Genomic DNA, 13,392 nt, shown 5'->3' on the forward strand with positions numbered 1-13,392 from the left:
TCCCAAGTGGCGCGCGATCGACCGCAACGAGCAGCGCATGCTGAGCCATCGAGAGATTTCCTCTCGTTCAGAAAGGCCGAGCGCCTGTTTGGCACGGTGCCGATCCGGAGGACGTATGCCACCGGTTGGCGAGATCACAGAGAAGACCGACGAGGACTCCCGGTCAAATCGGCGTCCGATCGAACTCATCGGCTCGCCGGCCTGCCAGCGATCCCAGATCTCAGACCGCTGAGCGGTCGAGTAATAAATGCGACGTCGCTGTTTCATGCCCACACTCCATCTTTGCTAAAAGATTAGAGTGTTGCGCTGACCAATTGAGCCCGCCGTCAAACTGAGAAGAACTCAGCTCGCAGGATGGGTTGAACCTTTCGCGAAACCCATCACTGCGTTTGCGAAACATGATGGGTATCGCTTCGCTCCACCCATCCTACGCGCTGCCGCGCCGGTCGACGCATTCAGCGCCGCAATTTTGAGCGTGAACCCAAGCCGAGAAACGCCAGAAGCAGCGTGAAGGCAGCGACCTTCATTAGTGCAACAACGCGAACGGCGGAGTAACGTCGCTTCAGCCAATCGCCTAGAAAATCTCCCGGGGCGCGTGTGGGGTCCAGCTGTGCCCCTGATAGCGGCGCAATCGCAGACCTCAATAGAGGTCCGAGTTGGGCCAAGAGGCGACGTAACGCGTCCGGGTCCACTCCGATCGAGTGGCGCGTCGTGGGACTTGGCTTCGTGCCACCACCAGACCTGAGTGTGCAAGAACAGCTCGGTCGTTACGCACGTAACGCAATTCCGGGCGGCCGAAATTTTTCTGTAGGCATCCTGCCCCATCATCGTCGCCTCGTGAACAGTCACTTCTAAAACAAACAGGAGCTTCCATGAAGATTCAAGTCCGCAGGCTCGCGATTGCACTCGCAATTGCTGTTCCTCTCGCAGTGGCCGCCACGGCCAAATCGTCTGCTGCGCCGATCAATGGCATGTCGATCAAGGCGGCGGTACCAGCCGTGACGACGGACGTGCGCTATCGGGTGCGTCGGGATTATCCCTACCCTTCGTACTGGGGCTATCCCAGCTATAATTCGTATTGGGGCTATCCGACCTATAATTCATATTGGAGCTATCCGACCTATAACTACTCCTATCCCGGCTACGCTTACGGCGAGTGGTGACGCCAAGCATTGGCAGCGTGCGGCTCCCTTTGAGCCGCCGCTAGCCAACATGTATTTGCGAGATTCCTCGATCATGCGCATGTCGCTCCTGGATCACGAGCGGTAATGCTCTGACTGATCGTGAGATTTCCGCTTTCGTCAAAACCCGACATCTACGCCTTTATGAGGACATCCCCTATAGTTAAGCCGCTCTGACTATTCCTCGCGAAGTTCTGCGAATTCAACCGGGTGTGCATCGCGGACTTTTCGGCAATGGTTGGCATCCTCACCCCGCGCTTTATGCTCGTTGCCTGTTGGAACAGCAGCGCAACGTAGTACCTCAGCCATGTTCCTGGCTCCTGGTCGATCGAGTGTCAGCCGGTATAGGTTTTGGCCTTCCACGCATAGGCGTGCGAAAACAGCCTGTATCAACTCGCAGACTTCCGACTCCAAAAACTCATTCGCAACGATCAGTGCTTTGAGCGCGTCGCGCACATCGCCGCTGATCCTGCAGCCTGGGCCGGCAGCCCTGACCGACGGGCTGGATGCGATCGGTGAAGGCGCTGTGGCCAATAACTGCCTGAACCTCATCCTGAGGAGCGGCCACTTGGCCGTGTCTCGAAGGATGGGATAGGCCCGTGGCCTGATGGTTCGAGACGGCGCAAGAGCGCCTCCTCACCATGAGGGTTCTAAATCGCCTCCACCCCGCACCATTCCGCGATGAACAGCGCGGTCGCCTTGGTCGACTTTCGCAGCGAGTCCAGATCGACATATTCATTGAAGCCGTGCATCGCGGCTCCGCTGGCGCCGAAGCACAGGCTTGGGATGTTGTAGTTCAGCCCATAAAAGCGCGTGTCGGTGAGAGCGGTGAATACGAGGTCCTGCACCGCGCCGCCATAGACTGCATTAAAGGCCTTGCCGAATGCGGCTTCCGGTTCGGCGGAATCCTTCAGCTCATAGCCTTCCGACAGGAAGCCGGACCATTCCACCTCGGGCGGATTGTTGGAAAGGAAGCGATGGTCGCGCGCCGCCGCCGAGACGCAGGCGCGGATTTCGGCCTGGCAATCGGCGACCGACCAGCCCGGCAGGATCGCAATCCGGCAATCGACATCGCACCACGCAGGCACGCTGGAGGCCCAGTCGCCGCCCTTGATGATGCCGGGATTGAAATTGATCGGATGAGTCAGAACCTTGAAATGCCGATCGCTCTTCGCGCGCTCGTTCCATTCGGCCTCCAGTTTCTCCAACGAATGAATCAGGTGATAGGCCGCGGTGATGGCGTTGGAGCCGGAGCCGGCCTCGAACACATGCACCGGATGGCCGCGCACTTTCAGGCGAAACCAGATCACGCCGACCTGCGAGCGCACCATCTTGCCGGAGGTCGGCTCGGGAATGAAACAGGCGTCGGCGCGATAGCCGCGCTGCAAGGTCGAGAGCGCGCCGACGCCGGTGCTCTCCTCCTCGATCACGGATTGAAAATGGATCCGCGCGGTCGGCTTGAGGCCCGCGGCCCTGATCGCGTCGAGCGCATAAAGCGCGCCGATGGTGCCTGACTTCATGTCGCAGGCGCCGCGGCCGTACATCTTGCCGTCCTTCACGACAGGCGAAAACGGCGGCGTCTCCCACATCTCCAGCGGGCCAGCCGGTACGACGTCGCAATGGCCCTGCACGATCAGCGACTTTCCGGCGTTGCGTGAAGGCCGATAAGTGCCGACCACCGTACGCGCCTTGGAAAAATCATGCAGAATCGGGCCATAGCCGCGCAGATCCCTGAGATCGTTGACATCGATATGCCAGTCGTCGACCTCGTAGCCGCGCTGCCGCAGGAGATCGCCGATCATGTCCTGGCACGGCCCCTCCGCACCGCGGGTAGAGGGAATCGCGACAAAATCTCGTGTGGTCGCAAGCTGCGCATCGAAATTGGCGTCGACCGCATCAAGGATCCTTTGCTTGGTATCGATGGCGCTCATTTCCGTCACTTTTCCTGTTGTCGCTTTCAGAATCGCGAGCCTGCCAATACACTGAACGTCAAATTTCGCGTCCCATGGAGACACGGATGCCCGGCACCCGCAATATTCTCTATTTCGTTATCGGCGCGTTGATCATCGCGGTGGGTGTGCTCGGCTACAATCTTTACCAGACCAAGAAAGAACCGGAAGGCCTGCAGATCAATCTCGGTCCGGACGGGCTGAAGATACAGAACAAGTGAAGCAGGTTCCTACGCAAATCATGAAGGCCTCGCGCTACAGGCAGTTTTCGGTTGCGCTGCTTGGCGGCTTCGCCCTGGCCGCGTTCGCAGCCTCAGCAATGGCGGATCAGGTGGTGTCGCGCGAGCAGGACATCCCCGATTTGCGGCTGGGTCAGCGCATCCTGGTCGACGACGGATCGTGTCCCGCCGGTCAAATCAAGGAAGTCTCCGGCGCCAAGATGACGGCCACGGGAATCCTCCGCGTGCTAAGATGCATTCCGCGCGTGGGTCCGAAGAAGAGATAGTTGCGACCGTCATCCCTGCGTAAGCGCCATGCGCTCACTCCTGGGATCACGCCGGCTCGCTTGGCGGCACCGGCGATCCCCTGCTGCCTGCCGTCGCTCCGCCATCGATTGGCAGCGTGATGCCGGTGATCCAGCGTGACTCGTCGCTGGCGAGAAACAGCGCGCCGTAGCCGATATCCCAGCCGGTACCCTCGGTGCCGAGCAGCGTGCCTTCGCTGCGGGCTTTGCGCATCTCCGGCGTCATGCCGCGCGATGCCACCATTGGCGTGTAGACCGTGCCCGGCGCGATGCAGTTGACGCGGATGCCGTCGCGGCCGTGATGCGCCGCCATTGCACGCGTCAAACTCACGATCGCGCCCTTCGACGCCGGATAAAGCAGGCTTGGATGGCCGCCCGACAAGCCCGCCACCGAACTGAGATTGATGATCGAGCCGCCGCCGTTCCTGATCATCTCCGGAATAGCATACTTCGCCATCAGCATCATGGAGGCAACGTTGACGCGCATCGCGCTGTCCCACGCCTCAGGATCGACTTCGATGGCGTTGCCGCGCGGCCCGGTGATGCCGACATTGTTGACGAGGATGTCGAGCCGGCCCCAGGCTGCCACCGTACGCGCGACGATCGCCTGACACGACGCGGGAACGCTGACGTCACCTTCGATGATTTGCGCAATGCCACCTTCCGCGTCGATCAGGTGCTTGGTTTCTTCCGCCCATTGCGCAACGCTGTCCACCAGCGTCACCTGGGCGCCGTGCCGCGCCAGAACCACCGCTGTGGCGCGGCCATTGCCGATGCCCGAGGCGCGCGAGCCCGCGCCGGTGACGATGGCGACCTTGTCCTTGAGACGGTCGTCTTTGCGAATTGCCGTCATGGGTTTCCCCCGGATTTGTCGTTGTTGATGCCGAACGATAGTGCCGATGCCATCAGCCCGCCAGCGGGCAAACGGGCAAACGGGCACGCAAGAACACCGGCGAGCGTCGCCGCCAGCCGGGCACAGACATCAGATTTTGAGGAATGAGCCTAGTTCCGCGGCTCGAACATGCATTGCAGCGTCGGCTTTGCAATCTTTGTGAAAGTTGTGCCGATCTCGGATCGCTTTGAGGGCGGGACCCATTCGGTCTCGATGGTCGGCACGCCGGTTTCGCTGATGCCGCGCAGCAGCGCTTCGCGGAGGTCGGGGTCTTCAACGGTGGCAGCCGCATAATCATGCAAGCAACTGCAGATGGATTCCGGATGCGCCCAGCGTCCCAGCATGTGAGGGGCGCACAGCCGCACGAACTCCCCGCGCGGATCGGGTAGCTTCGTCAGCGAGCGGAATTGACTCTGCTGGATTTGGGCTTGCGTCGAACCACCCAGAATGAACGACGCGAGGATCGCCGCATTGAAAATACGAAAAGGCATGATGGCCTTACCGGCAATTTTCTGGGATTTTAACTGCGGATCAATTGGCGGCAACAACGATCGTCCGAGGCGTTGAAGTGGCGATCGGTGAGCCGCTATAGGCGAAGGTGCCGATGCCCGGCAGACCGCGGTCCGACGAACCGGCCATCGAGGGGCCGGCCAGCACGAAGGCGAAGGCCAGGATGAAACTGAGGGTTCGCATTTGACTGTCTCCGGTATAGGTGCCGGCGCTGCCCGCCGTTTTTGTTGTCCGATTGATAACTATCGGATGTTTCCGGAGGTCTGCGGCGAAGCGGGAAATGGTTTCGTCGCGTCGGAGAATTGTTTCGTCGCTCGATGCCCGGCGAAACAATCGTCATTAAGTCGAATGGTTTCAGTCGAATGCAGTTGATGGAACAGTCCTGTTGATGGAACAGCCCTGGCTCCTGCACCTGATGAACTGCCACGATCCCAAAGTCCGGCCTGAGCCGTGGCTCCACTCGCCCCCAGCGCCGTTAGCAGTAATTTAGCGATGCGCGGTTTAGATCAGCTCACTGAAAGAATTCGCCGCATTTCTGAACCGCGCTGTCGGTGGCTCCCCACGGCATGATCGGTACCGAGGACGTTGAATTCTTCGGCGAGCCTTCGATCAGTTTGTCGGAATAGACCATATAGACCAGCACGTTGCGCTTGGCGTCGCAGCCGCGGACGATCTGCATCTTCTTGAAAAACAGCGAGCGCCGCCGCCGAAACATATCGTCGCCCTGCTCCATCTTGCGATTGAAATGGATCGGCCCGATCTGGCGGCACGCCAGCGAAATGTCCGAAACCTCCTCGGCAAGCCCGAACCAGCCCTTGAAGCCGCCCTTCTCCGGCACCGTGAAATGACAGGCGACGCCCTCGACCTCGGGGTCGTCGACGCCATAGGTCGCAAGCTTGTCGTTCGGACTGATCCATTTGAATACGGTCGAGCGGCCGAAGATCAGATCCGGCTCGTCGGCGGCTGATGCCTGGGAGACCGGCCACAACGCTAAAGTCAGCAGCAGAGCCCAAGCTTTCCATCTCGTGTCACAGGGGATCAGGGCTTTGCGTGTCATGGATGTCTCCGTCGGCGGGGCTTTAACCCATGTAGGTGCTGGGAAGCCCGGCAGGAAGGTTGCCGGAGCGCGCGACCTCGGCCGTTTAACCGAATGTGAGACTTTTTTGCTAGCGTTCGGTCGAAAGTCATATGAATTGGAAGCTACGCCGGTGAACGCGTATCTCGTCTGCAACACCAGACAGCAAATGACTGAGGATTCGACGATGATGCGCATGAGCCGGCATGAGGCCTCTATTGCGACCGGACGGCTTTGGCGAATTGCCGTTTTGACGGCTGCCGCCGCGATCGGTACCACCTCCGAGGCGAGAGCTGCGCGCTATTATTGGTCGGATTTCGATCCAGGATATTATCAGCCAGGGCCGACGGTCCCAAGGCAGCAGCCCAATGTACGCCGCCATCAGGCCAAGAAGATCGAGGCGCCGGCGAGGGAATCGGCCAAGCCGCAGGGACCGCTGATCATCGCGATCTCGATCCAGAAGCAGAACCTCAAGATCTACGACGCCAACGGATTTTTCGCGGAAACTCCGATATCGACGGGCGTGCGTGGCCATCCGACGCCGATGGGCGTATTCAGCGTCATTCAAAAACGCAAGCTGCACCACTCGAATATCTATAGCGGTGCGCCGATGCCCTACATGCAGCGGATCACCTGGTCGGGCATCGCCATGCATGCCGGCGTACTCCCCGGTTATCCTGCCTCCCATGGCTGCATCCGCATGCCCACGGCCTTTGCCATGAAGATGTGGAATTGGACCAAGATGGGCGCGCGGGTCGTCATCACGCCGGGCGAAATGACCCCTGCCACTTTTTCGCATTCCCTGCTCGCCACGCAGAAGGTGGCGCCACGACCGGCTGCCGCCAACGAGCCGCAGCCGGATGCGCCACCTGCCGTAAAGGCCGACAAGGCGGCAAATGCTGACGCAACCGCCAAGCCCGCAATTTCGGAAGCCAGCCTTCAACTGAGAGCCACCGTCGGCCATAACGGCGGCGCAAAACCCGTCATGGACCAACCGTCGGCCCCCGCGCGGTTGCGCGAACATACCCAGACCGCCGATGCCAGCGGCAATATGCTGGCCACCAAAGCTTCCACCATGATGTCCGATGCAACGCCATCAGGCAGCAACGCCTCGCCGCGCGATGAGACCGCCGCGTCAACCGTGAGCGCACCCTCGGCCACTGCGGATGTTTCCGAAGCTGCAAAATCGCAGGGTGAGTTGGCGACCGCCAAATCGTCTGACACACCGACGGCGGAAATCGACCCTGCTGAGACCAAGGGGTCTGACAACGCCGGCAAGGAAACGGACGTGAGTGTCCAGGCGGTAACGGAGATCAGCCCAAGCGCCCCGGATGCGAAAACAGATCAGACCCGCTTGCCCGACACCGAAAAGCCGGCCGCCTCGAAACCCGATCCGACCGCAACCGCAGCGTCGCCAAAGCGCGCCGAGCGGATCGCGGTGTTTATCAGCCGCAAGGATTCAAAGCTCTATGTGCGGCAGAATTTCGCGCCGCTGTTCGACGTGCCGGTGACGATCGCACCGAGCGACCGGCCGCTGGGAACGCACGTGTTCACGGCGCGGGTCGACAAAGATGATGCCAATGTCCTGCATTGGTCGGTGATCTCGCTCCCGGTGCGGGCGGGATCCGCCGAGCGGCGCGATGAGGACGAGCGCGTCTCGCGCAGGCGCAAGATCGCCGGCGCGGTCGAGGCGAAGGCGTTGCCGGTAGCGGACAGCGCCGCCGAAGCTCTGGATCGCCTCACCATCCCTGCGGATGCGATGGCACGAATTGCCGAAGCGCTTTCGACCGGCGGCTCGATCATCGTTTCCGATCAAGGCATCAGTGGGGGTGAAACCGGCGAAGGTACGGATTTCGTCGTTTCGCTGCGCTAGACAGCTTTAGGCATTGGCGCTTTTGGCCGGCGTTTCTTTTGCACCGGAGGCCACTTATGGGCCTATCCTGCGGTGCGGCCATAACGGCTTGTTGAGAAGCGGGCGCGCGCCTGCTGGGCTATTATCGCAACTGCGTCATTTCTTGCAGGAGGGGCTATGATCAACCGCAGGACAATGATCGCGGGGACGCTCTCCGCGATCGGAGGGGCGGTCTCGGCGCGGACGGCTATCGCACAGGCCGCAATGAGCCGCATCACCGCTTATGTTTTCTCGTTTCCTGCCTTGGCCGGCGGCGATATCAGGTTGGCAGACCATGCCGGCCGGCCGCTGCTCGTCGTCAACACGGCTTCACTGTGTGGGTACACGCCGCAATATGCCGGATTGCAGGAATTGTGGACCCAGTTTCACGACCGGGGCTTGATGATTATCGGCGTGCCCTCCAACGATTTCGGCGGACAGGAGCCGGGCGGCGCCACCGACATCGCGCAGACCGCCCAGCACCAATATGGGGTTACCTTTCCGATTACTGCAAAAGCCGTTGTAAAAGGCGCGAATGCGCATCCATTCTACAAATGGGCGGCCGATGCTCGGCCAATGGATGTACCACGTTGGAACTTTCACAAATACCTGATCGGCCGCGACGGCTACATCGCCGAGGTATTCCCCGCGAGCGTCGAACCGTCAGATACGCGCGTCAAAACCGCCATCGCACGGGCGCTTGCGGTCTCCTGACGGCGCCGGAATTGACCTGTCGGCCAACAATCCGGCTGCCGTGGATAAAAGCCGTTGCCGTGGCGGCGCAGGTCCAACTAGGCTACGATGACCAAAGGCAGACCAAGGGCAGAAATGGCTCGGGCGAAGGCCAAGACCGAGGCCGAGCCGGGATCAGCTAAGGGGAAATACAATGCGTATTGCGGCAGGATTGATCTTTGCAAGCGCGGTTTCGCTTTGTGCGTCAGGCTCAGCATGGTCGCAGACCGCCGCCAGCAAAGCCGCGGCAGCTCCGGCTCCGGCGCCCGCTCCTGCCGCAGCGCCCGCCCCCGCCAAAGCGCCTTGCGCCAATCCAAATGCGCTTGGGATCGGCCGCATCGTCGAAATCGATACCACGGCCGGCCCCGGATTCGGTTTCGAGCATTTCAAGCAGCTCGATTTTCTGCGTGACCATGAAGTGGTGCTGACGTTCGACGATGGTCCATGGCCGGTCAACACACCATCCGTGTTGAAGACCTTGGCGGAAGAATGCACGACCGGCATTTTCTTTCCGATCGGCAAGCACGCAACCTACTATCCTGAAATCCTCAAGCAGGTGGCCGCGGCGGGCCATACCATCGGATCGCATACCTGGTCGCACGCCAATCTGAACAACAAGAAGCTGACCGAGGATCAGCGCAAGGAAGAGATCGAGAAAGGTTTCAGCGCGGTCAAATGGGCCCTGGGCACTTCACCCGCACCGTTCTTTCGTTTCCCGGCGCTGCAACATCCGCCCGAAATGGTGACCTACCTCGGCACCCGCAATGTCGGAATTTTCTCGTGCGATCTCGACTCCTTCGACTTCAGGGCCAGCAAGCCACAAGTCGTCATCGATAACATAATGAGGAAGGTCGAGAAGCTCGGCAAGGGCATCATCCTGATGCACGACTTTCAGAAGCACACGGCCGAAGCCCTCCCCGAGCTGCTGCACAAGCTGAAGGCCGGCGGTTACAAGGTCGTCCAAATGAGGGCCAAGGCGCCGGTGCAAACCCTCGCGCAGTATGACGCCGAAATCCTCAAGGACTCCAAGTTACCGACCGTAAGTTCGCGGCCCGTGTCCAGCGTGGTGCAGACGATTTCTGAATAGAATTCGGCGCGCGACAAATCCCGTGCCGGCGCTGCGCATCGAAGGCTATGTCATCGTCTCCGCGGACGGCATGCTCGCGAACGCCGATGGCGTGATGCCGGACGAATTGAAATTCGAAGGCGACAAGAAATTCTTTACCGCCGCGCTCGATCGCGCCGACCTGATCGTGCATGGCCGCAATTCCTATGAGGACCAGCCGAACTCGCCGCTACGAACGCGGATCATCGTCACCCGACGGATCGGCGCGGTTGCGCCCGACCCGTCCAATCCCAAAGCCACGCTGTGGAATCCCGCCGGAGCTGCGTTCGAAGCCGCCTGCGATGTCGCGGGCGTACGTTCCGGCACTGTCGCGATCATCGGCGGGCCGAGCGTGTTCGGAATGTTCATGGACCGCTACGACACGTTCTGGCTCTCGCAGGCCCCGCGGGTGCGTCTGCCCGGTGGCGAGCCATGCTTTCCCGGGGTGCCCGAGCGTTCACCGCAGGAGGTTCTGGCCGCACACGGCCTGAAAGCCGGCGATGCGCAAATCCTTGACCCCGCCGATGGTGTCAGCGTCACGCCTTGGCGGCGCGCCGCATAGAGCATTTTCCGGCTAACGCGCTATGCGTCGCCATAGGCCGCTTCGACCGTCCGCGGCGCCCGGCCATACCCTGCGATCATGAACAGCGCACCGATGATCGAAAGGTTTTTCAGCGCCTCCAACAGCGTCGTGGCATTTTCGGGCGGGGACTGATTCCAGAAATCATGGAAATAGAAGGTTGTCGCGGCAACGAAGAAGATCAAAACAATTGCAAAGAACCGCACACCGAAATTGAGCGCAATCATCAAGCCGCTGATCACCTCGAAGCCTCCGATGGCAATGGCGAGCATTTGCGGCGTGGACATTCCCGTCATGGTTTCGAGCTGCGACGTATAGGGGGCAAACAGCGCGGGAATGACGACCTTCGCTGCGATAGAATCCGATGTGGCCTGAATGGTGAAAAGCTTGGTTGTTCCCGAGTAGATAAAGAGCAAGGCGAACAAAATTCGCCCCAAAGTAATGAATACTGGCATAGTCGGCCTCACTGAATGCTGCAAATGCGGGTCGCGGGCGGCAGAACGGCGCGATTATGGGCGTTTCGCTGCGGGTTTTCAAACAACCAGATCGACTCCGACGCGCCGGTGCGTTGCAACCTAAACCCGGCCGATTTTCACAAACTACCCAAACAAGGTCGGCTGTTGGCGGCTGGCTCGCTCCTGGGCTTCGACCGCGGCCACGGCCGTCATGTTGAGAACGCCGCGTGCGGTGACTGAGGGCGTGAGAATATGTGCCGGAAGCGCGGGACCAATCAGGATCGGCCCGACCGGAAGCGCGTCCGCCAGCGCCTTGATCATCTGATAGGCGACGTTGGCGGTATCGAGATTCGGCATGATCAGGATATTGGCCTCGCCCTCCAGCTTTGAGTGCGGCAGGATCAGCTTTCTCGCGGCCGCTGAGAGCGCGGTATCTCCCTGCATTTCACCGTCGGCTTCGATTTCCGGATGGTTCTGCTTCAAAAACGCGGTGGCGCGGCGCATCTTGCGCGACGAGTCGGTGTCGTAACTGCCAAAATCGGAATGCGACACGAACGCGATCTTGGGCTTGATACTGAACCGCTGGACATGGATCGCCGCCAGCGCCGCCATTTCCGCAAGCTCCTCAGCGCTCGGGTTCGGCCGCACCTGGGTATCGGCGATGAAATAGGCACCCTTGCTGGTGATCATCAGCGCGAGCGCGGCGAAATCACTGACGCCCGGGAGGAAGCCGACGATCTCGCGAACGTGGCGCAGATGGCTCATGTAGCGGCCTTCGACGCCGCAGATCATGGCGTCGGCTTCGCCGCGGACCACCGCAAGCGCCGCGATCACGGTGGCGTTGGTGCGGACCATCGTGCGCGCCGCATCGGGCGTCACGCCGTGGCGGCCGGCGACGTCGATGTAGGACTGCACATAGGACCGGTAGCGCGGATCGTCCTCGGGGTTGATGAGATCGAAGTCCTGGCCGGCCTTGATGGCAAGACCGAACCGCTTGATCCGCGCTTCGACAACTGACGGACGTCCAACCAATATCGGCCGCGCCAGCTTCTCTGCCAGCACCACCTGCGTGGCATGCAGGACGCGCTCGTCCTCGCCCTCGGCATAGATCACGCGGACCGGCTGCGTCTTCGCCTTGGCAAACACCGGCTTCATGACGAGGCCGGAGCGGAACGCGAAGCGCTCGAGCTGCGCGGTATAGTCCTCGAAGTTTGCAATCGGACGCGAGGCGACGCCCGACTTCATCGCCGCCTTCGCAACCGCGGGCGCAATGCGCAGGATCAGCCGCGGATCGAACGGGCTCGGGATAAGCGAGCCCGGGCCAAATCCTTGCGCTTCGCCGCTGTCGAATCCGGGAGAAACCGCATCCGACGGCGGATCGCGCGCAAGCTGGGCGATCGCATCGACCGCGGCCTTCTTCATCTCCTCGTTGATCGCGGTAGCGCCGACATCGAGCGCGCCGCGAAAGATAAAGGGAAAGCACAGGACGTTGTTGACCTGATTGGGAAAGTCGGAGCGGCCAGTGCAGATCATCGCGTCGGGGCGCGCTTTGCGGGCTTCATCCGGCATGATCTCCGGCGTCGGATTGGCCAGCGCCATCACCAACGGCTTGTCCGCCATCTGCTTGACCATCTCGGGCGTCAGCACATTGGGCGCCGACAGGCCGAGGAAAATATCGGCGCCGCCGATCACTTCCGCCAGCACGCGCTTATCGGTCTTCTGCGCATAGACCGACTTCCAGCGATCCATCAGCGTGTTGCGGCCCTCGTGGACCACGCCGTCGATGTCGCAAACCCAGATGTTCTTGCGCTGCGCGCCCAGCGAAACCAGAAGATTGAGACACGCGATCGCCGCCGCCCCCGCGCCTGACGTGACGATCTTGACGTCTTGCAGTTGCTTGCCGTTCAGCAGCAACGCATTGGTGATCGCGGCGCTGACGATGATGGCGGTGCCATGCTGATCGTCGTGAAATACCGGGATCTTCATGCGCGCCTTGAGCTGCGCCTCGATTTCGAAACACTCCGGACCCTTGATGTCTTCAAGATTGATGCCGCCGAACGTGGGCTCCAGCGCGGCCACGGTCTCGACCACACGGTCGATCGTGTCGGCGGCGATTTCGATGTCGAACACGTCGATGCCGGCGAACTTCTTGAACAGTACCGCCTTGCCCTCCATCACCGGCTTCGATGCCAGGGGGCCGATGTTGCCAAGGCCGAGCACCGCAGTACCGTTGGAGACCACCGCCACCAGATTGGCGCGGGTGGTCAGCGACGCCGCCTCCGCCGGATTTTCGGCAATCGCGGTGCAGGCGGCTGCTACGCCCGGCGAGTAGGCAAGCGCGAGGTCGCGCTGGTTGGCAAGCGGCTTGATCGCCTGAATCTCAAGTTTACCCGGCCGTGGCAGCCGGTGATAGGCGAGCGCGGCGGAATGGAGATCTTCAGAGTAGGATGACATAGATTCCCCCGCGGGCTTCTCGCCCCCGAATTGAAGGCTTCGGCG

General features: G+C 61.0%; 15 protein-coding genes. 7 read left to right on the forward strand and 8 right to left on the reverse strand.

Annotated elements, in window-relative coordinates; translation table 11 throughout:
- Positions 1 to 267 (reverse strand): helix-turn-helix domain-containing protein (locus N554_RS41475; protein WP_029586625.1); only part of this gene is annotated, 267 nt, incomplete at its 3' end.
- A 605-nt stretch (positions 268 to 872) separates the two neighbouring features.
- Between N554_RS41475 and N554_RS0111135 the strand changes: the two genes are divergently transcribed.
- Positions 873 to 1,163, forward strand: coding sequence for a hypothetical protein (locus N554_RS0111135; RefSeq protein WP_029583541.1), 291 nt, complete (start codon positions 873 to 875; stop codon positions 1,161 to 1,163).
- 668 nt (positions 1,164 to 1,831) lie between these two features.
- Here N554_RS0111135 and N554_RS0111140 read toward each other — a convergent pair.
- The gene (locus N554_RS0111140) at positions 1,832 to 3,112 is read right to left on the reverse strand and encodes an ArgE/DapE family deacylase (protein WP_029583542.1); all 1,281 of its coding nucleotides are present in this window, start codon (positions 3,110 to 3,112) and stop codon (positions 1,832 to 1,834) included.
- Between the two features lie 86 nt (positions 3,113 to 3,198).
- Here N554_RS0111140 and N554_RS40935 point away from each other — a divergent pair, with 86 nt between their 5' ends.
- Together N554_RS40935 and N554_RS0111150 are read left to right on the forward strand one after the other, a co-directional pair.
- A complete protein-coding gene (locus N554_RS40935; RefSeq protein WP_197033542.1) occupies positions 3,199 to 3,351 on the forward strand; it encodes a hypothetical protein in 153 nt (50 codons plus the stop codon).
- 20 nt (positions 3,352 to 3,371) lie between these two features.
- On the forward strand, positions 3,372 to 3,635 hold the full coding sequence (locus tag N554_RS0111150) for a DUF6719 family protein (protein ID WP_029583543.1): 264 nt from the start codon (positions 3,372 to 3,374) through the stop codon (positions 3,633 to 3,635).
- Between the two features lie 46 nt (positions 3,636 to 3,681).
- On the opposite strand, the gene N554_RS0111155 is transcribed toward N554_RS0111150, so the two are convergent.
- From N554_RS0111155 to N554_RS0111170, 4 genes are all read right to left on the reverse strand, one after another.
- Positions 3,682 to 4,506, reverse strand: a complete 825-nt coding sequence (locus tag N554_RS0111155; protein WP_029583544.1) for an SDR family NAD(P)-dependent oxidoreductase — start codon at positions 4,504 to 4,506, stop codon at positions 3,682 to 3,684.
- Positions 4,507 to 4,655: 149 nt separating this feature from the next.
- Positions 4,656 to 5,036, reverse strand: coding sequence for a hypothetical protein (locus tag N554_RS0111160; RefSeq protein ID WP_029583545.1), 381 nt, complete (start codon positions 5,034 to 5,036; stop codon positions 4,656 to 4,658).
- A gap of 40 nt (positions 5,037 to 5,076) precedes the next feature.
- The gene (locus tag N554_RS40940; RefSeq protein ID WP_197033544.1) at positions 5,077 to 5,238 is read right to left on the reverse strand and encodes a hypothetical protein; all 162 of its coding nucleotides are present in this window, start codon (positions 5,236 to 5,238) and stop codon (positions 5,077 to 5,079) included.
- Positions 5,239 to 5,566: 328 nt separating this feature from the next.
- Positions 5,567 to 6,112: a CreA family protein gene (locus tag N554_RS0111170; RefSeq protein WP_029583546.1), complete on the reverse strand. Its 546-nt coding sequence runs from the start codon at positions 6,110 to 6,112 to the stop codon at positions 5,567 to 5,569.
- Between the two features lie 187 nt (positions 6,113 to 6,299).
- Here N554_RS0111170 and N554_RS0111175 point away from each other — a divergent pair, with 187 nt between their 5' ends.
- The 4 genes from N554_RS0111175 to N554_RS0111190 all read left to right on the forward strand — a co-directional run bounded on the left by N554_RS0111175 (position 6,300) and on the right by N554_RS0111190 (position 10,420).
- Positions 6,300 to 8,003 (forward strand): L,D-transpeptidase family protein, encoded by a 1,704-nt coding sequence (locus N554_RS0111175; RefSeq protein WP_245283571.1) that lies wholly within the window; start codon positions 6,300 to 6,302, stop codon positions 8,001 to 8,003.
- A 156-nt stretch (positions 8,004 to 8,159) separates the two neighbouring features.
- The gene (locus tag N554_RS0111180) at positions 8,160 to 8,735 is read left to right on the forward strand and encodes a glutathione peroxidase (protein ID WP_029583548.1); all 576 of its coding nucleotides are present in this window, start codon (positions 8,160 to 8,162) and stop codon (positions 8,733 to 8,735) included.
- Positions 8,736 to 8,907: 172 nt separating this feature from the next.
- Positions 8,908 to 9,840 (forward strand): polysaccharide deacetylase family protein, encoded by a 933-nt coding sequence (locus tag N554_RS0111185; protein ID WP_029583549.1) that lies wholly within the window; start codon positions 8,908 to 8,910, stop codon positions 9,838 to 9,840.
- A gap of 70 nt (positions 9,841 to 9,910) precedes the next feature.
- Entirely contained in the window at positions 9,911 to 10,420 is a 510-nt protein-coding gene (locus N554_RS0111190; RefSeq protein WP_051677459.1) for a dihydrofolate reductase, read from the forward strand.
- Positions 10,421 to 10,440: 20 nt separating this feature from the next.
- On the opposite strand, the gene N554_RS0111195 is transcribed toward N554_RS0111190, so the two are convergent.
- Positions 10,441 to 10,893 carry a DoxX family protein gene (locus N554_RS0111195; RefSeq protein WP_029583551.1) on the reverse strand — a complete coding sequence of 151 codons (453 nt, stop codon included), beginning with the start codon at positions 10,891 to 10,893 and terminating at the stop codon, positions 10,441 to 10,443.
- Between the two features lie 144 nt (positions 10,894 to 11,037).
- Positions 11,038 to 13,347 carry an NADP-dependent malic enzyme gene (locus N554_RS0111200; RefSeq protein ID WP_029583552.1) on the reverse strand — a complete coding sequence of 770 codons (2,310 nt, stop codon included), beginning with the start codon at positions 13,345 to 13,347 and terminating at the stop codon, positions 11,038 to 11,040.
- Positions 13,348 to 13,392: the final 45 nt, after the last annotated feature.

The organism is Bradyrhizobium sp. URHD0069, assembly GCF_000701345.1.
Classification (GTDB): domain Bacteria; phylum Pseudomonadota; class Alphaproteobacteria; order Rhizobiales; family Xanthobacteraceae; genus Bradyrhizobium.

What these genes read in the sequence shown, in the direction of transcription:
- N554_RS0111135 (WP_029583541.1), top strand. Translation starts at nt 873, where the DNA reads ATGAAGATTCAAGTCCGCAGGCTCGCGATTGCACTCGCAATTGCTGTT.
- N554_RS0111200 (WP_029583552.1), bottom strand. Translation starts at nt 13,347, where the DNA reads ATGTCATCCTACTCTGAAGATCTCCATTCCGCCGCGCTCGCCTATCAC.
- N554_RS40940 (WP_197033544.1), bottom strand. Translation starts at nt 5,238, where the DNA reads ATGCGAACCCTCAGTTTCATCCTGGCCTTCGCCTTCGTGCTGGCCGGC.
- N554_RS0111195 (WP_029583551.1), bottom strand. Translation starts at nt 10,893, where the DNA reads ATGCCAGTATTCATTACTTTGGGGCGAATTTTGTTCGCCTTGCTCTTT.
- N554_RS0111175 (WP_245283571.1), top strand. Translation starts at nt 6,300, where the DNA reads ATGACTGAGGATTCGACGATGATGCGCATGAGCCGGCATGAGGCCTCT.
- N554_RS0111150 (WP_029583543.1), top strand. Translation starts at nt 3,372, where the DNA reads ATGAAGGCCTCGCGCTACAGGCAGTTTTCGGTTGCGCTGCTTGGCGGC.
- N554_RS0111170 (WP_029583546.1), bottom strand. Translation starts at nt 6,112, where the DNA reads ATGACACGCAAAGCCCTGATCCCCTGTGACACGAGATGGAAAGCTTGG.
- N554_RS0111160 (WP_029583545.1), bottom strand. Translation starts at nt 5,036, where the DNA reads ATGCCTTTTCGTATTTTCAATGCGGCGATCCTCGCGTCGTTCATTCTG.
- N554_RS0111190 (WP_051677459.1), top strand. Translation starts at nt 9,911, where the DNA reads ATGCTCGCGAACGCCGATGGCGTGATGCCGGACGAATTGAAATTCGAA.
- N554_RS0111155 (WP_029583544.1), bottom strand. Translation starts at nt 4,506, where the DNA reads ATGACGGCAATTCGCAAAGACGACCGTCTCAAGGACAAGGTCGCCATC.
- N554_RS0111185 (WP_029583549.1), top strand. Translation starts at nt 8,908, where the DNA reads ATGCGTATTGCGGCAGGATTGATCTTTGCAAGCGCGGTTTCGCTTTGT.
- N554_RS0111180 (WP_029583548.1), top strand. Translation starts at nt 8,160, where the DNA reads ATGATCAACCGCAGGACAATGATCGCGGGGACGCTCTCCGCGATCGGA.
- N554_RS0111140 (WP_029583542.1), bottom strand. Translation starts at nt 3,112, where the DNA reads ATGAGCGCCATCGATACCAAGCAAAGGATCCTTGATGCGGTCGACGCC.
- N554_RS40935 (WP_197033542.1), top strand. Translation starts at nt 3,199, where the DNA reads ATGCCCGGCACCCGCAATATTCTCTATTTCGTTATCGGCGCGTTGATC.